The sequence below is a fragment of the Kitasatospora sp. NBC_01302 genome (assembly GCF_035976515.1).
Taxonomy (GTDB): Bacteria; Actinomycetota; Actinomycetes; order Streptomycetales; family Streptomycetaceae; genus Kitasatospora.
Map to the genome: position 1 here is coordinate 8009111 of NZ_CP108404.1, position 15839 is coordinate 8024949.

Consider the following 15839-nt stretch of genomic DNA (forward strand, 5'->3'; position numbering starts at 1 on the left):
CCTGCACGGCACCACCCACCACCCAGCACGCAGCTCTCAGCCCTCACGACACTCAGGGGAGAACGACCCACATGAGCACCTTCGATCCCACCGCGCAGGGTGTGCCCGCCGACGCGATGCGACGGCTGGCCGAGCTGGAGCCCGGCAAGCCCGGCTCCATCTTCACCAGTGACCTCTCGGTCAACGAGTTCCTGCTGGTCCGTGAGGCCGGGTTCCAGCCGATCGGCCTGGTCCTGGGCAGCTCGATCTACCACGTCGGGATCCAGCTCGGGCGCTGGGGCAAGAACCAGGAGCTGGAGACGCTCAGCCAGGCGATGTACCACGCGCGCGAGCTGGCGATGACCCGGATGGAGGCCGAGGCCGCAGCGCTGGGCGCCGACGGCATCGTCGGGGTCCGGCTGACCGTGGAGGCCCGCGAGTTCGGCACCGACGTCGCCGAGTTCATCGCGATCGGCACCGCCGTCAAGGCGGACCACCCCGCGCCCGGCAGCGGCAGCTGGCGCAACAACAAGGGCCAGCCGTTCACCTCCGACCTCTCGGGCCAGGACTTCTGGACGCTGATCCGGGCCGGCTACGCGCCGCTCGGCATGACCATGGGCACCTGCGTCTACCACATCGCGCACCAGAAGCTCGGCTCGGTCTTCTCCAACATCGGCAAGAACGTGGAGATCGAGCAGTACACCCAGGCGCTCTACGACGCGCGCGAGCTGGCGATGGCCCGCATGCAGGCGGAGGCGGAGGAGCTGCAGGCGGAGGGCATCGTCGGCGTCCAGCTGAACGCCCACAACCACCGCTGGGGCGGGCACACCACCGAGTTCTTCGCGATCGGCACCGCGGTGCGCCCGCTGCGCCCCGACCACGAGATCGAGCGGCCGACCATGGTGCTGAGCCTGGACGGCTGACCCGTAGGCTGCCAGCTCTGGGGCCTGTCCGGCCCCAGCACTGTCTGAACAACCATCACGTGATCGCATCGAGGAGCGACATGACCGACCACGGCGAGATCGAACCGGCCGCGGAGGGCGCGGGTTCGATCGACCTGCTCGCCGCCGCCCTGCGCCGGGACGCGGCCGACCTGGAGGTGTACACCCAGGTGCTCACCGGTGCGCTCGCGGACGCACTGCCGGCCGACGCGGTGGTGGTCGAGCGCAAGCGCAGCATGGGCGACCGGATGTCCGGACGCCCCGGCCGGATCGAGCGGGTCGAGGTCTCCATGGAGGACCAGCGGCTGATCCTCACCGTGGCCCAGGGCCGCCCGGCCGGCGAGGTGTGCCGGGTGGTCCGCGGCGTGGTGCTCTCCCGGCGCCCGGTCCCGCTGGACGAGTGGGCCCGCGAACTCGCGGCGGCCGTGACCGCCCGCGCCAAGTCGGACGCCCGCGCCCGCGCGGCCCTGGAACGGCTGCTCATGGGCGAGTGAGGCGTGCTGCGGGTGATCGCTTTCGGTGATCGCTCCGCTCGCCCGAACGTGGGACGGCGCGCCGGGCGTCCAGCGTGTGCCCGAGCCGCCGGGGAGCGCGGGCTGCGATCCTCGGCGGATGGCGAGCGGGCAGGCGGTTGCGGGCATGACCGACTCGGGGCGGGTGGAGGCGTTCAGCGACGGGGTGTTCGCCATCGCGATCACCCTGCTGGTCCTGGAGATCCAGGTGCCGCAGGCGCGCACCGGGCACGCGTTGTGGCACGCGCTCGGTGCCGAGTGGCCCTCGTACTGCGCCTACGTGGTCAGCTTCCTGGTGATCGGGGTGATGTGGGTCAACCATCACACCGTGTTCAGCTACATCGCGCGGGTCGACCGCACCCTGGTCTTCCTCAACCTGCTGCTGTTGCTGGTGGTTGCCGCGCTCCCCTTCCCCACCGCACTGGTCGCGGAGAACCTGCGCACCGCGCCCTCCGCCCACCTGGCGGTCGCGGTCTACGGGGCCACGATGGCCGCGCACGCCGTCGCCTTCGTGCTGTTCTGGTTCCACGTCACCCGTGACGGCCACTGCTTCGACGACCGGGTCGACCGGGTGGCGGCCCGTGCGACGCGGGCCCGCTTCAGCCTGGGCCTGGTGATCTATCCGCTGACCGTGGCGCTCGCCTTCGTCTCGGCCCCGCTGGCGCTGGCCGTCCACGGCCTGCTGGCGGTCTACTACGCGTTCAACCAGACCCCGATCCCGACGGTGGCCGAAGGGTCCCACGCCGCCTGACCGCCGCTGCCCGACGGTCAGGGCCCGTCCGGGCGGCACACCAGGGGCAGCACGACCTCGTCGACGATCTCGTCGATCACCGCCCCGGGCACCGGCGTTCCGTTGACCAGCACCTCGTTGCGCAGCAGGTCCAGCGGCAGTCGCAGGGCGCGGCGGGTCAGCCGGCGCGGGTCCACCTCGCCGCGTTCGGCCGCGCGCTCCAGCACCGTGGTCAGGCCGGACTGCGGGGCGATCTCCTCCAGCTGCTGCCAGGCCAGCGCGGCGAGTTCGGGGTCGCGGGGCGTCTCGCCCAGCAGCCCGCGCAGTACTTCGCCGTCCACGCCGTCGAAGCGCCGGGCGAGTCGATGGAGCAGGGCGAGCAGGTCGCCGCGCACGCTGCCGGTGTCCGGCGGGGTGCCGCCCGCGGGCCGGCCCTTGCTCGTCGCCTCCAGCACCAGGGCGGCCCGGTTGGGCCAGCGTTGCGTTTCTTGGGCAGCTCACGCTCGCCTTCCTGCCCGGCCGCGTCGGGCCGGACGCGGCCAGGTCGGGCGTGCCCGGGCCCGCCGCGCCGGGTTCTCCCGACAATGTGGTCAGCATCGACCTCCGACCCGCCCCGGGCCCAGCGGCCTGCGTCTGCCGCCGGACAGCACCGGACGGGTGGCGCTCAGCGCCGTGGCCGGCGCGGCAGGAAGCCGCTGGTGCGCGTCACATAGGCGTCCCAGCCGGCCTTGGTGGAACCGAGTTGGCGCTCCAGCAGCGGTTTGCCGCTGCCGAAGGCCAGCAGGTAGGTCATCAGCAGCGGGCTGGCCACGAAGGCCCAGCCGATCGGCGCGTCGGCGGCCAGCAGGAACAGGCCCCACCACAGGCAGGCGTCGCCGAAGTAGTTGGGGTGGCGGGTGTAGCGCCACAGACCGCGGTCCAGGACCCGGCCGTGGTTGGCCGGGTCGGCCCGGAACCGGGCCAACTGCCGGTCGCCGACCGCCTCGAAGGAGAGGCCGACCGCCCACAGGCCCAGCGCCGCCCAGCGCAGTGGCCCGAGCGGTCCGGGCAGGAACTGCGCCGCCTGCACCGGCAGCGAGACGAACCAGAGGAGCGCGGCCTGCGCCAGGTAGACCCGGCGCAGCGCGTAGCCGGTGCGGTGTCCTGCCGGCGCCCGGGCCAGCATCCGGGCGTAGCGCGGGTCCTCGGCCCGGCCGCGCGAGCGCCACCAGATGTGCCCGGCCAGCCGCAGCCCCCACACCGTCACCAGGACGGTGGCCAGCAGCCGCCGGCCCGGATCGCCGTACCCCGCCGACAGGCCGTAGCCGGTCAGCGCGACGGCGGTGAACCCGAGCCCCCAGGCGACGTCGACACCCCGGTGCCGGCCCGAGCGCACCCCGACCGCGAACGCGAGCAGCATCACCACGAGCGCCGTGCCCAGCGTGGCGGCCAGGCACACCCCGAAGGCGGCGGCGTTCACCGCCCCTCCAGCGGCAGGGCCATGGTGTCGGTGGCGGTCATCGGGCCAACCCCTCCCGGGTGAGCAGGAATTGCTGGACGTCGAGGTAGCCGGTGCGGAACCCGGCCTCGGAGTAGGCCAGATAGAACTCCCACATGCGCCGGAAGGCCTGGTCGAAGCCGAGTTCGGCCACCTCGGCGGCCCGCTCGGTGAAGCGCTCGCGCCACAGCCGCAGGGTCTCGGCGTAGTGCGCCCCGTAGCCGCAGCGGGCCGTGACGCGCAGCCGGGTGGCGCGGGCCGCGGTCTCCTCGATGGCCTGGACGGAGGGGATCTGACCGCCGGGGAAGACGTACTTGAGGATCCAGGTGTAGGTGCCGCTGCTGGCCAGCATCCGCTGGTGCGGCATGGTGATCGCCTGCAGCGCCACCCGCCCGCCGGGCCCCAGTACCCGGTCGATGGTGCGCAGGTACGCGGGCCAGAACGGCCGGCCGACCGCCTCGATCATCTCCACGCTGACCACCGCGTCGAACTCACCCTCGGCCGCACGGTAGTCGCACAGCCGCACCTCGGCGCGGTCCGCCTGCCCGGCGGCCCGGATCCGGTGGCGGGCCAGCAGCAACTGCTCCTCGGACAGGGTCAGGCTGACCACCCGTGCGCCGCGCGCCGCGGCGCGCAGGGCGAGTTCGCCCCAGCCGGTGCCGATCTCCAGCACCCGGCTGCCGGGGCCGACGTGGGCCAGGTCGAGCAGCCGGTCGATCTTGCGCCGCTGGGCCTCGGCCAGGTTCGCCGGGCCGGCGAGCGGCGCGTGCGCGCGGTCGGTGGGGAAGACCGCCGCGGAGTAGGTCATCGTGGGGTCGAGGAAGAGCGCGAACAGCTCGTTGGACAGGTCGTAGTGGCGGCGGATGTTGCCGCGCGCGTTCTCGGCGGTGCTCAACTCGGCGGCGGGCGTCCGCCGTAGGCACAGGCGGCGCAGCCAGTGCGTGCCGGTGGGCACCAGGGCCTCGGGGTCGGCGGCCAGCGTGGCGAGCAGTGCGACGAGGTCGGGGGAGTCCCAGTCGCCGGCCTGGTAGGACTCGCCGAAGCCGATCAGCCCCCCGGCGCCGATCCGGTGGAAGAAGGCCTGCGGCCGGCGCAGCCGCAGCACCGGCGCGCCGGCCGGAGCGGGTACCAGCGCCCGCCCGTCGGGCAGTTCGACGCGCAGCCCGCGCTGTCCGGCGATCCGGCCCAGCAGCCGCCGGGCCACCGCCGCACGGGCCGGGGCGTTGGGCTGCCGGGCCACGTCGGGCCAGCGCAGCGGGTCGACCGGCGGGTCGACCGGCGGGGCCGGTGGACCCGCCGGCGGTTCGACGGACAGGTGAGCGGGCAGATCGGCGGGCAGAGTCACGGTGCTGGGGCTTTCTGCGAGGAGGGCCGCGGTGGACGGGGGTGGACGGGCAGGCCGCGCAGCCACAGCCGGACGCCCTGCAGCCGGATGCGCACGCTGACGGCCAGGGTCGAGAACGGATGCCGGACCGCCTCCCGCAGCAGCCCGGTCGTGCTCGCCGGCAGCCGGGTGCCGCGCAGCGTTGCGGTGAACACCCGCACGCCCGCCTGTTCCAGGTGGATGGTCAGCGCGAGTCGGCTGCCGGGCTCGGGCAGCGCCATCAGGTAGCGGCCGTCCACCGCGAAGAACGGCGAGACGTAGAACTCCTTGGCGGCGCGGGCGAATCCGTGCTCGTCGGGGCGCAGCAGGTAGCGGTGGTGGCAGCCGTAGGTGTTGTGGACCTCGGCGACCGTGCAGACCGGGCGGCCCGCGCGATCGTGGCACCAGTAGACGGTGAGCGGATTGAAGACGTGGCCGAGCGAGCGCGCCTGGGCCAGCATCAGGACCCGCCCGTCGGGCGGCTCGACGCCCTGCGCGGCCAGGTACCGGTCCAGGTTCTGACGCAGTGTCAGCCCGGCCGGGCCCGGGTGGTCCGTGGCGCGGAAGCGGGCCAGCGGGCGCAGCGGCCACGGCACCGGCGGCAGCCGGTCCAGGTCCACCAGCCACAGGTAGGTCCGGTACCGGAACGCGTGCCGCAGCGGGCTGCGCCGCACATGGGTGGTCCGGCAGTCGTAGAGCGCCGCACCCCAGGGGCCGGGCAACGCGCTTGTGGGCTGGGTGAATTCGGGCCAGGCAGGTTCGGCCTGGACGGGTTCGGGCGGGGCGAGTCCGGGCCGAGCCGGTTCCGGCGTCATGGCGCGCTCACCCCGAGCAGTGCGTGCGCGGCCGCCAGGCCGGCCCGGCAGCCGTCCTCGTGGAAGCCCCAGCCGTGGTAGGCGCCCGCGAACGCGGTGCGCCCGGTGGTCAGTTCGGGCAGCCGGCGCTGGGCGGCCACGCTCTGCCGGGTGTAGATCGGGTGCTCGTAGACGGTGCGGGAGACGACGTGCTCGGCCGGGACGGGGTGCCGCGGGTCCTCGTTCAGGGTGACCAGGTAGTCCTCGGCGGTGTCCAGCCCGAGCAGCCGGTTGAGGTGGTAGCTGACCCGCACCTGCTCGGCGCCGTCCGCACAGTGCGCCATCCGGTAGTTCCAGGAGGCCCGGGCCCTTGGGGCGCTGGGCAGTTGGGAGGTGTCGCGGTGCAGCACGGTCGGGTTGCGCGAGTAGCGGAAGGCGCCCAGGACCTCGCGCTCGGCGCGGCCGGGGTCGGCCAGCAGGCGCAGCGCCTGGTCCGCGTGGGTGGCGATCACCACGCCGTCGGCCTGGTGCCGCCGGCCGTCCGCGGTGGTCAGCGCCACCGCGTCGGCGTGCCGCCGCACCGACCGCACCGGCGCCCCACGGTGGACGGCGCTCAGCCGCTCGGCGATCCGCTCCACGTAGGTCCGTGAGCCGCCCACCACGGTCCGCCAGGGCGGCGAGCCGGTCACGCTCAGCAGGCCGTGGTTGTGCAGGAAGGCGAAGAGGTAGCGGGCCGGGTAGTCCCCGGCCAGATCCGGCGCGCACGACCACACCGCGGCGACCAGCGGGTTGACGAAGTGGCCGGCGAAGTAGCGGGAGAAGCCGCCGGCCGCCAGGAACTCGCGCAGCGTCGGATCGCCGGACCTGGGATCCGCCAGCAGCCGCCGGGCCCGGCGGTGGAACCGCGGCACCTCGCCGAGCAGCCACAGGTAGCGCCCGCGCAGCAGGGCGCTCGGCCGGGCGAGCAGGCCCGCCGCTCCGCGCGCGCCCGCGTACTCCAGCCCGCACCCCTCGCACCGCACCGACATGCTCATGTCGCTGGGCCTGGTCGCCACGCCGAGCTCACCGAAGAGGGCGACCAGGTGCGGGTAGGTGCGCTCGTTGTGCACCAGGAACCCGGTGTCCAGGGCGACCGCCCGGCCGTCGGCCCCGACCGCCCGTTGGGTGTGGGCATGGCCGCCGAGCCGGTCCTCGCCCTCGAACAGGTCCACGGCCACCCCCGCGCGCTGCAGCCGGAAGGCGGCGGTCAGACCGGCCACGCCCGAGCCCACCACGGCCACCCGGCGAGGCCCGCCGGCCGGTCGGCGGACGGGCTCCGCCGGTGCCTCCCACGCTGCTGCGGACACGGTCACGGGTGCTCCTTCACTCCTCGCGCGGGCCGGTCCGACGACCCGGACCCGCCCTGGCGGCGCTCACCTTCTCTTCGGAGCGGCGCACCGGACGGATTGCTCCGAACGGGGCACCCGCGGCCGCCCCGGCAGCCGACCGCCGGTCCAGCACCCGACGCCGGTCCGGCGGCCGAGAACAGCGCGGCGGCCGAGGACCGCGCAGCGCCCGAGGACAGTCCGGCGCCCGAGGACAGCGCGGCGCCCGAGAAGAGCGAGGCGCCCGAAAACAGCCCGGCACAGCGGAACGGGCCGCGTCCCGGCGAGGGGAGGGACCCGGCCCGCGATCGGGGGAGGGTGACCGGCGGCGGCAGCCGAACGGGAGTCGCGTCAGCCGAACGCCAACAACAGCACCGGCTGCCCGCTGGGGTGCGCCGACCCGCCGGCCGGCTCGACCGTCACGCCGACCCCCGCCGCGTGCCCGACCGGCCCACTGAGCAGCAGCGAGCCGGAGGAGGCCGCCAGCAGGCCCGCCGGGCGCATGGTTCCGGCGTCGTCGAACCACAGTTCGTAGGTCGTGCCGTGCACCAGCGCCGGCAGCCCCTGGGCGAGGAAGCCCGCCTGGTCCAGCTGCTGCGACCACACCACGGTGCCCGCGCCGGAGCCCGTGTGCGCGGTCGCGGTGCGCGCATCCGGCGCGGTGAGCAGCCCGGCCAGCCGGGCCTGCTGCTCCTGCAGCGCATCCGCCCGCACCGCGGCCTGCCGCGCGTCCTGGTGCTGCTGGAACGCGATGCCGCCCAGTGCCGCCGTCCCGGCCAGCGAGGCCGCGAGGGCGAGCTTGGCCCACTGCCGCGCCAGCCGGCCGCGCCGGGCCGATCCCGCACCGGGCGCCGAGGTCAGCGGCGCCAACTGGCGGACGGCGGCGGTGGCCGCCAGCACCCGCGCCCGCAGCTCCGGCGGCGGCGGGACGGCCTCGGCCAGGCCGAACCGGGCCAGCGTGGTGCGGAACTCCCGCACCTCCAGCGCGCACGGCTCGCACTGGGCCAGGTGCCGCTCGAAGGCATCGCGCTCTGCCTCGTCCAGCGCGTGGGCCGCGTAGGCACCGGTCAGCGTGTGCAGGTCCGCCGCGATCGTCATGACTCCACCCCCAGGCAGTCCCGCAGCCGGATCAGCCCGTCGCGCATCCGGGTCTTGATGGTGCCCAGCGGCGCGCCGAGCATGTCGGCCACCTCCCGGTAGGAGTAGCCGCGGTAGTAGGCCAGGGTGACCGACTCGCGCTGCAGCTCGGTCAGCGACCGCAGGCAGCGCCGCACCTGCTCGCGCTCCAGCCGGCCCTCCACCTGTTCGGCGACCTCGTCGAAGACCGGGGTGTGCGACCGGGCGGCCACCCGCTGCTCGCGGTCGCTGGCCGCCTGCGCCGAGCGCACCCGGTCCACCGCGCGCCGGTGCGCCATGGTCAGCACCCAGGGCATCACCTCGCCGCGCTCCGGCCGGTAGCGCGCGGCGGTGCGCCAGACCTCCAGCATCACCTCCTGCGTCACCTCCTCCGACTGCGCCGGATCCCGCAGCACCTGCCGGACCAGCCCGAACACCGGCCCGGCCACCGCGTCGTACAGGCGCCCGAAGGCGTCCTGGTCACCGAAGGCGACCCTGGCCACCAGCTCCGGCAGATCCGGCCCCCGGCGCTGCGGGTTGGAGAGCTGGACGACCCTGTTCACCCCGCCACCTTTCCGGATGCGATTCCCCTCACGCCCCCACTTCGGAGCCGCGCGCCCCGCGGATTGCCCGCCGGCCCAGGAAAGCCGCCGAACCGGCGAACCGGCGGTGGAGCCCGGGCAGCGCAGCGGCGCCCGCCCCGACCGGCCGGCCGGGACGGGCGCCACCGGGCGCCGTCGCTACCTGCGCACCGCCGCCGCGATCCGGTCGCCGATCGACTTGTCGATGTGCCGCCAGTACTGGAACGCCCGCTCCAGCACCGGCTCCGAGACCCCGTTCAGCAGGTGCCCGGCCACGTTCGACACCAGCCGCTCACGCGCCGCGTCGTCCAGCACGTGGCGCACCATGGTGCCCGCCTGGCCCCAGTCGTCGTCCTCCGCGTGCGGCGGGTACGCCTCCCGGATCATCTTGCCGGCCACCTCCCAGCCCAGCGGATCGCCCCAGATCGAGGGGTCCGCGGCCGGCCCGCCGTAGGAGTTGGGCGCGTACGGCGTCTCGGCGCGCGAGGCGTCGAAGCGCATCGGCCCGTCCTTGGCGTAGGAGTGCACCGGCACGTGCGCCCGGTTCGGCGGCAGCTGCGCGTAGTTCGGGCCGATCCGGTACCGGTGGGTGTCGGGGTAGGAGAAGATCCGCCCGAGCAGCATCTTGTCCGGCGAGACGCCGATGCCCGGCACCAGGTTGGACGGCTCGAACGCGGCCTGCTCGATGTGGACGTGGTAGTTCTCCGGGTTGCGGTTGAGCGTCATCCGCCCGACCTCGATCAGCGGGTAGTCGCCGTGCGGCCACACCTTGGTCAGGTCGAAGGGGTTGAAGCGGTAGTTCCACGCCTCGTCGAACGGCATCACCTGGACGTGCAGCGTCCAGGACGGGAACTCACCGCGCTCGATCGCGCCGTACAGGTCGCGCAGGTGCGCGTCCGGGTCCTTCCCGGCCAGCAGGTCGGCGTCCTCCTGGGTGAGGAAGTCGACGCCCTGGTCGGTCTTGAAGTGGTACTTGATCCAGAACTTCTCGCCGCCCGCGTTGGCCCACAGGAAGGTGTGCGAGCCGTAGCCGTTCATGTTCCGCCAGGTCTTCGGGATGCCCCGGTCGCCCATCAGCCAGGTGACCATGTGTGCGGACTCGGGGCTCAGCGTCCAGAAGTCCCACTGCATGTCGTTGTCGCGCAGGTGGGTGTCCGGGCGGCGCTTCTGCGAGCGGATGAAGTCCTGGAACTTCATCGGGTCGCGGACGAAGAAGATCGGCGTGTTGTTCCCGACCAGGTCGTAGTTCCCCTGTTCGGTGTAGAACTTCACCGCGAAGCCGCGCGGGTCGCGCCAGGTGTCGGGGGTCCCGAGTTCACCGGCGACGGTGGAGAACCGGATCAGCAGCTCGGTCTTCTTGCCGGGCTGGAACAGGTCGGCCTTGGTGTACCGGCTGACGTCGTTGGTCACCTGGAAGACGCCGTAGGCGCCGCCGCCCTTGGCGTGCACCACCCGCTCGGGCACCCGTTCGCGGTTGAACTGGGCCATCTTCTCGATCAGGTAGTGGTCGTGCAGCAGGATCGGGCCCACCGGGCCCGCGGTGAGGGAGTCGGCGTCGCTCTCGACCGGGACGCCCGCGTTGTTCGTGGTGGGTGGGACCGCTGACTCGGACATGGAAAACGACCTCCTTGCCGTGCGCGGTTACCAGCGCTCCGCGGTACCCGCGCGAACCGCGCGTGGCCCTGTGGCCCGCGCGTAGGGCCGCCTACCGCGGCCGTCTAGACTCAAACACCGGTGCGGGCGCTCCACAACCGCTGGCCTCACCGGTGTCGCTACCCAGCGTCACCGGCGGCCTGCTCCAGCAGCCGGCGCACCTCCTCGTCGCTGGTCTGGTCGAAGTCGAGGTAGTACTGGCCGACCGCCTGGAACGAGGGCGGCGCGGTCAGGCAGACCAGGTCGTCCACCAGCGGCCCGAGCAGTCGCAAGGCCTCGGGCGCGGTCACCGGCACGGCCAGCAGCAGCTCGCTCACCTCCCGGCGGCGCAGCACCGCGAGCGCGGCGCGCACCGTGGCGCCGGTGGCGATCCCGTCGTCCACCACCACGACCGCCCGCCCGGCCGGGTCCAGCGGCGGCAGCGGCCCGCGCAGCCGCTCGGTGCGCTCGGCGACCTCGGCGGCGGTCGCCCCGGCCAGCTGCTCCAGGCGGGCGGGGCCGATCCCCAGCGCCGCGACGATGTCGTGGTTGAAGAGCCGGATGCCGCCCTCGCCGACCGCGCCCAGCGCCAGTTCCGGCTGTCCGGGCGCGCCGATCTTGCGGACCACCAGGATGTCGAGCGGCGCGCCGAGTGCCTTGGCCACCTGGTGGGCGACCGGCACCCCGCCCCGGGGCAGCCCGACCACGATCGGGTCGTCCGCCCCCCAGGCCCGCACCCGCTCGCCGAGCAGCCGCCCGGCCTCGGCCCGGTCCCGGAAGGTCCGCCCGTGCTGCCTGCTGCCGTAGAAGACCGTCATCTGCGATCACCACCTGCCCAAGCCCCTTCCAGCGTGCCACCAAGCGCGGCAGCGGGCCCGGGGGAGCACGGAGCCCCGTCCGCCACGGCGGCGGACGGGGCTCCCGGGTCCTGGTGGGGGGCGGTCAGCCCGCCTGGGCCGGCCGGTTGCCGCGCTTGTCGAGCGAGGCCAGGTAGGCGTTGTAGGCCACCAGCTCGGCGTCGCCGTCCCGCTCGGCGGCCCGGTCCTTGCGGGTGGCCTGGCGCTGCTCGGACTTGGCCCACTGGAACACCAGCGCGATCAGCACCACGGCGGTGGGGATCTCGCCGAAGGCCCAGGTGATCCCGCCGGCCAGCTTCTGGTCCGCCATCAGGTCGGTGCCGGGCGGTGCCATGCCCGCGCTGAAGGTGGTCACCAGCGGGGTGGTGGCCATCATCACGGCGACGCCGAAGAAGGCGTGGAACGGCATCCCCATGAACAGCTCGATGATCCGCATCACATGGCCGGGCCGGTGCGGGCCCGGGTCCACGCCCATGATCGGCCAGAAGAAGAGCAGGCCGACCCCGAGGAAGTGGACCATCATCCCCAGATGCCCGATCCGCGACTGCATCAGGGTGTCGAACAGCGGGGTGAAGTAGAGCCCGTACAGGCTCGCGATGAAGAGCGGGATGGTGAAGGCCGGGTGCGAGATCACCCGGACGTACCGGCTGTGCAGCAGCGCCACCAGCAGCTCGCGCGCCCCGCGCGGTCGCCCCTTGCCCGCCGGGCGCAGCGAGCGCAGCGCGAGCGTGATCGGCGCGCCGAGCAGCAGCAGGATCGGCGACAGCATGCTGAGCACCATGTGCTGGATCATGTGTGCGCTGAACAGCACCATGCCGTAGTCGTTCAGCCCAGAGCAGGTGATCGCGACGATGGTCAGCACGCCGAAGGTGAAGGCCACCAGCCGCCCGATCGGCCACCGGTCGCCGCGCCGCAGCAGCCGGACCACCCCGGTCAGGTACAGGCCGAACGCCAGCAGGCTGCCGAGCAGGAACGGCCAGTCCGGGGACCAGGTGAGCACCGCGTGGAGCGAGAACGGCCCGAGCTCCATGTGGTGGTGCATCCCTGTCATACCGTCCATCGGCGGTCCCGCTTTCCTTCGTGCCCCGCGGACGGCTGGCGCCGCCTCAGGTCCGGTTCGTCCGTATTTTCGTCGGGTCCACCCTACGGGCGCCCCGCCCGCGGACTGCGACCGCCCCCTGGTTCGGACCTTCTCACCGCCCCCGCGGGCGCAGGCCCTCCACGAGCATGGCGGCGACCTGGGCGCCGACCTGCGCGGCGGTCAGCCGGGTGCCGGGCGGACTGGTGCGGGTCAGCTTCAGGCCAGCGGCGAGGGCACCCAGCAGCGAGTGCCGCAGGATCTCCGGGGCGAGGTCGGCGCGCACCGTGCCCTCGCGCCGGCCGCGCAGGATCAGGGCGTTGAACTGCTCGACGATGGCGGTGGTGTCGGGGCGCCCGGGTCCGGCTCCCGCCGCTGATCCGGCGGAGGCCTGCGCACCCGGGTGCCCGGCCGCCCGGTGCGCGGTGTCGGCGTCCTGGAACAGGATCGGGTACTTGGCGCCGATCTCGGCCAGCGAGTGGACCAGCAGCCCGATGGCCTCGGCGGCGTCGCCGAGCCGCAGGGTCGCCTGCTCCATCGAGCGGCCGAACTCGGCGACGGCCTCGCTCTGGATCGCCTCCACCAGGGCCTCCCGGGTCGGGTAGCGCCGGTACACCGTGGGGCGGGCCACCCGGGCCTCGTCGGCGATCCGCTGGATGCTCGCCGCGGGGTCGTCGGCCAGCAGCCGCGCCGCCGCGAGCAGGATCCGCTGCTGGTTGCGCCGTGCGTCGACCCGCAGCTCGGACGGCCGGGCCTCGGGACGCTCACCCTCGTTCGCCGGCACCGGAGCTCCTCTCCCTCACGTGTTCCCTCGCCGTACCGGACACCGCGCCGTACCGGACACTGCCTCGCCAGGGCCGTGGGACGAGCGTGTTCTCGTTGGTCCGCCCCGCCGCGAAGTCGTCCACGTTGCGCAGGGTGGCCTCGATGATCTGGCCGACCGCGGTGTGCGTGAAGTACGCCTGGTGGGAGGTCACCAGCACCTGCGGGAAGTCCAGCCCGACCCCGGCGAGCCGGCCCGCTCGGCGTTGACGCTGCTGCACACCACGGGGTAGCCGGCGGCCAGCGGCGCGGTGTCGTGGTCGAGGAAGACGGCCAGGGTGCGCAGTTCGTGCCGGTCGTCGAAGGCCGCCCGCAGCAGCGGTTGCTCGTCGGCCTGCACGCCGTAGGCGATGATCTCCATCCGGCCACCGTAATCGGGCGAAAGCCGCGAAACGTTGATGCCCCGCCGGGTGGGCGGGGCATCAACGGGGGTGGTGCACAGAGCCGATGGCTCGTCAGATGACCATCTCGGCCTCGACGTAGCGCTCGGCCGGCACGGTCTTCAGGTCCGCGACCGCCTCGGCCAGCGGCACCAGGTTGATCTGGGTGCCGTGCAGCGCGGTGATGTGGCCGAAGGCGCCCTTGTGCGCGGCCTCCACCGCGTGCCAGCCGAACCGGGTGGCGAGCACCCGGTCGTACGCGGTGGGGGTGCCGCCGCGCTGGGTGTGGCCGAGGATCACCGGTCGGGCCTCCTTGCCCAGCCGGTGCTCCAGCTCGCCGGAGAGCTGGGTGGCGATGCCGGTGAAGCGCTCGTGGCCGTAGATGTCCTTGCTGCCCTCTTCCCAGTGCATGGTGCCGGGCTCGGGCTTGGCGCCCTCGGCGCAGACCACGATGGCGAACTTCTTGCCCCGCTCGAAGCGTTCGCGCACCACCTCGGTGAGCTTGTCGATGTGGAACGGGCGCTCCGGCACCACGATGGCGTGCGCGCCGGCCGCCATGCCCGCGTTGAGCGCGATCCAGCCGGTGTGCCGGCCCATCACCTCGACCACCATCACGCGTTGGTGCGACTCGGCGGTGGTCTTCAGCCGGTCCAGCGCCTCGGTGGCCACCGAGACGGCGGTGTCGAAGCCGAAGGTGACGTCGGTGCAGGCGATGTCGTTGTCGATGGTCTTCGGGACGCCGATCACCGGCAGCCCGGCGTCGCTCATCAGCTTGGCCGCCTTGAGCGTGCCCTCACCGCCGATCGGGATCACCGCGTCGATCCCGAGGTCCGCGCAGTAGCGCTTGGCCCGCTCCACGCCGTCGCGCAGATGACTGGGCTGGACCCGGGAGGACCCCAGGATCGTGCCGCCCTGGGCGAGGATGCCGCCGACCGAGTCCAGCGTCAGCGGGCGGTGGACGCCTTCGAGGAGGCCGCGCCACCCGTCCTGGAAGCCGATGATCTCGTCGCCGTGGTCGACCACCCCCCGGTGGACCACGGAGCGGATCACCGCGTTCAGGCCGGGGCAGTCGCCGCCGCTGGTCAGCACACCAATACGCATGTCTTTCGCAACTCCTGGGGGCACCCCCCAGCCGCGAGGCTGGGGGAAGAACCGGGCGGCCGGACTACCACCTTGTGGAAAGGGCGGGGTCAGAATCGGACATTATGCCCTGAAACTGATCATAGCGGCCCCCACCTCCGGCCGGGCGGGAGCAGGCACGGGGGCGGCGTCGTCGGCGCGCCCGCGCAGGTGTGCAGCCGGCTGCCGAGGAGGGTTGCATCCGACAATGCTTATTGTCGCAATTTCGCGACGCGGAAGCTCGGTTCGCCGGATGCTGGACACCCGGCGGCCCGGAAACGTTCACCTGGGGCCTCTCCTGCGAGAGGCCCCGCCCCGCTGACTCGTCGTCAGTGGGGCGAGGACCGGTGCTGCGCGGCGGTGGTCAGGCGGGCTGGCGGGCGGCGGCGATCCGCTCGGCCCGCAGCGCGTCGTACCAGGTGGTGTCGGCCGGCGGGAGGGCGTTGACGTCCAGCGCCAGCTTGATCAGCATGTCCGCGACCGCGGGGTTGCGGGCCATCACGGGACCGTGCAGGTAGGTGCCGAAGACGGTGTCCCGCCAGGCGCCCTCGGTGCCGTTCCCGTCGCCGTTGCCACCGCCGGCGGTGACCTGGGCGAGCGGGCTGACGCCCTGGCCCAGGTGCGTGACGCCCTGGTGGTTCTCGAATCCGGTCAGGGTGGGCAGGCCCAGCCGCTGGTCCGGCTCGGCGAGCACGTCGCCGACGCTGCGGGCGCCCTCGCCACGGGTGGACCAGATGTCCAGCAGGCCCAGACCCGGCTCGCGCTGGCCCAGGTCGTTGATGAACTCGTGGCCGATGATCTGGTAGCCCGCGCAGACCGCGAAGACGATCGCACCGTTGTCCACCGCGCGCGGCAGCCCCGAGTCCTGGCGCAGCCGCTCGGCCGCGAGCCGCTGCGGGCGGTCCTCGCCGCCGCCCAGCAGGTAGATGTCCCCGCTGGTCGGGATCGGCTGGTCGGAGCGGACGTCGATGCGCTCGACGTTCAGCCCGCGCTGGCGGGCCCGGCGCTCGACGACGAGCGCGTTGCCGCGGTCGCCGTAGGTGCTGAGCAGGTCCGGGTAGACCCAGACCAGCCGCAGGCTGCTGTCGCTCATC

General features: G+C 73.6%; 16 protein-coding genes and 2 pseudogenes. 3 read left to right on the forward strand and 15 right to left on the reverse strand.

What is annotated here, in order from left to right; translation table 11 throughout:
• Window positions 1–71: 71 nt before the first annotated feature.
• The 3 genes from OG294_RS34865 (at window position 72) to OG294_RS34875 (ending at window position 2183) form a co-directional block, all read left to right on the forward strand.
• Window positions 72–902: a heavy metal-binding domain-containing protein gene (locus OG294_RS34865; protein WP_327070552.1), complete on the forward strand. Its 831-nt coding sequence runs from the start codon at window positions 72–74 to the stop codon at window positions 900–902.
• An 80-nt stretch (window positions 903–982) separates the two neighbouring features.
• On the forward strand, window positions 983–1414 hold the full coding sequence (locus OG294_RS34870) for a hypothetical protein (protein ID WP_327070553.1): 432 nt from the start codon (window positions 983–985) through the stop codon (window positions 1412–1414).
• 118 nt (window positions 1415–1532) lie between these two features.
• Window positions 1533–2183, forward strand: a complete 651-nt coding sequence (locus OG294_RS34875) for a TMEM175 family protein (protein ID WP_327070554.1) — start codon at window positions 1533–1535, stop codon at window positions 2181–2183.
• Between the two features lie 17 nt (window positions 2184–2200).
• Here OG294_RS34875 and OG294_RS34880 read toward each other — a convergent pair whose 3' ends face one another.
• The 15 genes and pseudogenes from OG294_RS34880 to OG294_RS34950 all read right to left on the reverse strand — a co-directional run bounded on the left by OG294_RS34880 (window position 2201) and on the right by OG294_RS34950 (window position 15838).
• Complete coding sequence (locus OG294_RS34880; RefSeq protein ID WP_327070555.1) at window positions 2201–2617, reverse strand: TetR-like C-terminal domain-containing protein; 417 nt, start codon at window positions 2615–2617, stop codon at window positions 2201–2203.
• 209 nt (window positions 2618–2826) lie between these two features.
• Window positions 2827–3561 carry a DUF1295 domain-containing protein gene (locus OG294_RS34885; RefSeq protein WP_327071784.1) on the reverse strand — a complete coding sequence of 245 codons (735 nt, stop codon included), beginning with the start codon at window positions 3559–3561 and terminating at the stop codon, window positions 2827–2829.
• Window positions 3562–3658: 97 nt separating this feature from the next.
• The gene (locus OG294_RS34890) at window positions 3659–4954 is read right to left on the reverse strand and encodes a cyclopropane-fatty-acyl-phospholipid synthase family protein (RefSeq protein ID WP_327071785.1); all 1296 of its coding nucleotides are present in this window, start codon (window positions 4952–4954) and stop codon (window positions 3659–3661) included.
• Between the two features lie 26 nt (window positions 4955–4980).
• Entirely contained in the window at window positions 4981–5817 is an 837-nt protein-coding gene (locus OG294_RS34895) for a DUF1365 domain-containing protein (RefSeq protein WP_327070556.1), read from the reverse strand.
• Window positions 5814–7142, reverse strand: a complete 1329-nt coding sequence (locus tag OG294_RS34900; RefSeq protein ID WP_327070557.1) for an NAD(P)/FAD-dependent oxidoreductase — start codon at window positions 7140–7142, stop codon at window positions 5814–5816. Before OG294_RS34900 ends, OG294_RS34895 begins: the two co-directional genes overlap by 4 nt.
• A gap of 369 nt (window positions 7143–7511) precedes the next feature.
• Window positions 7512–8258 (reverse strand): anti-sigma factor, encoded by a 747-nt coding sequence (locus OG294_RS34905; RefSeq protein WP_327070558.1) that lies wholly within the window; start codon window positions 8256–8258, stop codon window positions 7512–7514.
• Entirely contained in the window at window positions 8255–8839 is a 585-nt protein-coding gene (locus OG294_RS34910) for a sigma-70 family RNA polymerase sigma factor (RefSeq protein ID WP_327070559.1), read from the reverse strand. Before OG294_RS34910 ends, OG294_RS34905 begins: the two co-directional genes overlap by 4 nt.
• Before the next feature lie 177 nt (window positions 8840–9016).
• Window positions 9017–10471, reverse strand: a complete 1455-nt coding sequence (locus tag OG294_RS34915; protein ID WP_327070560.1) for a catalase — start codon at window positions 10469–10471, stop codon at window positions 9017–9019.
• 158 nt (window positions 10472–10629) lie between these two features.
• Window positions 10630–11307, reverse strand: a complete 678-nt coding sequence (locus OG294_RS34920; RefSeq protein WP_327070561.1) for a phosphoribosyltransferase — start codon at window positions 11305–11307, stop codon at window positions 10630–10632.
• A gap of 124 nt (window positions 11308–11431) precedes the next feature.
• The gene (locus tag OG294_RS34925; protein ID WP_442789381.1) at window positions 11432–12397 is read right to left on the reverse strand and encodes a cytochrome c oxidase assembly protein; all 966 of its coding nucleotides are present in this window, start codon (window positions 12395–12397) and stop codon (window positions 11432–11434) included.
• Window positions 12398–12539: 142 nt separating this feature from the next.
• Window positions 12540–13208 (reverse strand): TetR/AcrR family transcriptional regulator, encoded by a 669-nt coding sequence (locus OG294_RS34930; RefSeq protein WP_327070563.1) that lies wholly within the window; start codon window positions 13206–13208, stop codon window positions 12540–12542.
• Window positions 13209–13281: 73 nt separating this feature from the next.
• Window positions 13282–13449, reverse strand: a pseudogene (locus tag OG294_RS34935) (2-hydroxyacid dehydrogenase); the annotation flags it as partial.
• Window positions 13446–13607, reverse strand: a pseudogene (locus OG294_RS34940) (2-hydroxyacid dehydrogenase); the annotation flags it as partial. The pseudogenes OG294_RS34935 and OG294_RS34940, both read right to left, overlap by 4 nt.
• A gap of 94 nt (window positions 13608–13701) precedes the next feature.
• Window positions 13702–14727, reverse strand: a complete 1026-nt coding sequence (locus OG294_RS34945; RefSeq protein ID WP_327070565.1) for a 6-phosphofructokinase — start codon at window positions 14725–14727, stop codon at window positions 13702–13704.
• Between the two features lie 382 nt (window positions 14728–15109).
• Window positions 15110–15838 carry a type 1 glutamine amidotransferase gene (locus OG294_RS34950; protein ID WP_327070566.1) on the reverse strand — a complete coding sequence of 243 codons (729 nt, stop codon included), beginning with the start codon at window positions 15836–15838 and terminating at the stop codon, window positions 15110–15112.
• Between the last annotated feature and the right edge of the window lies 1 nt (window position 15839).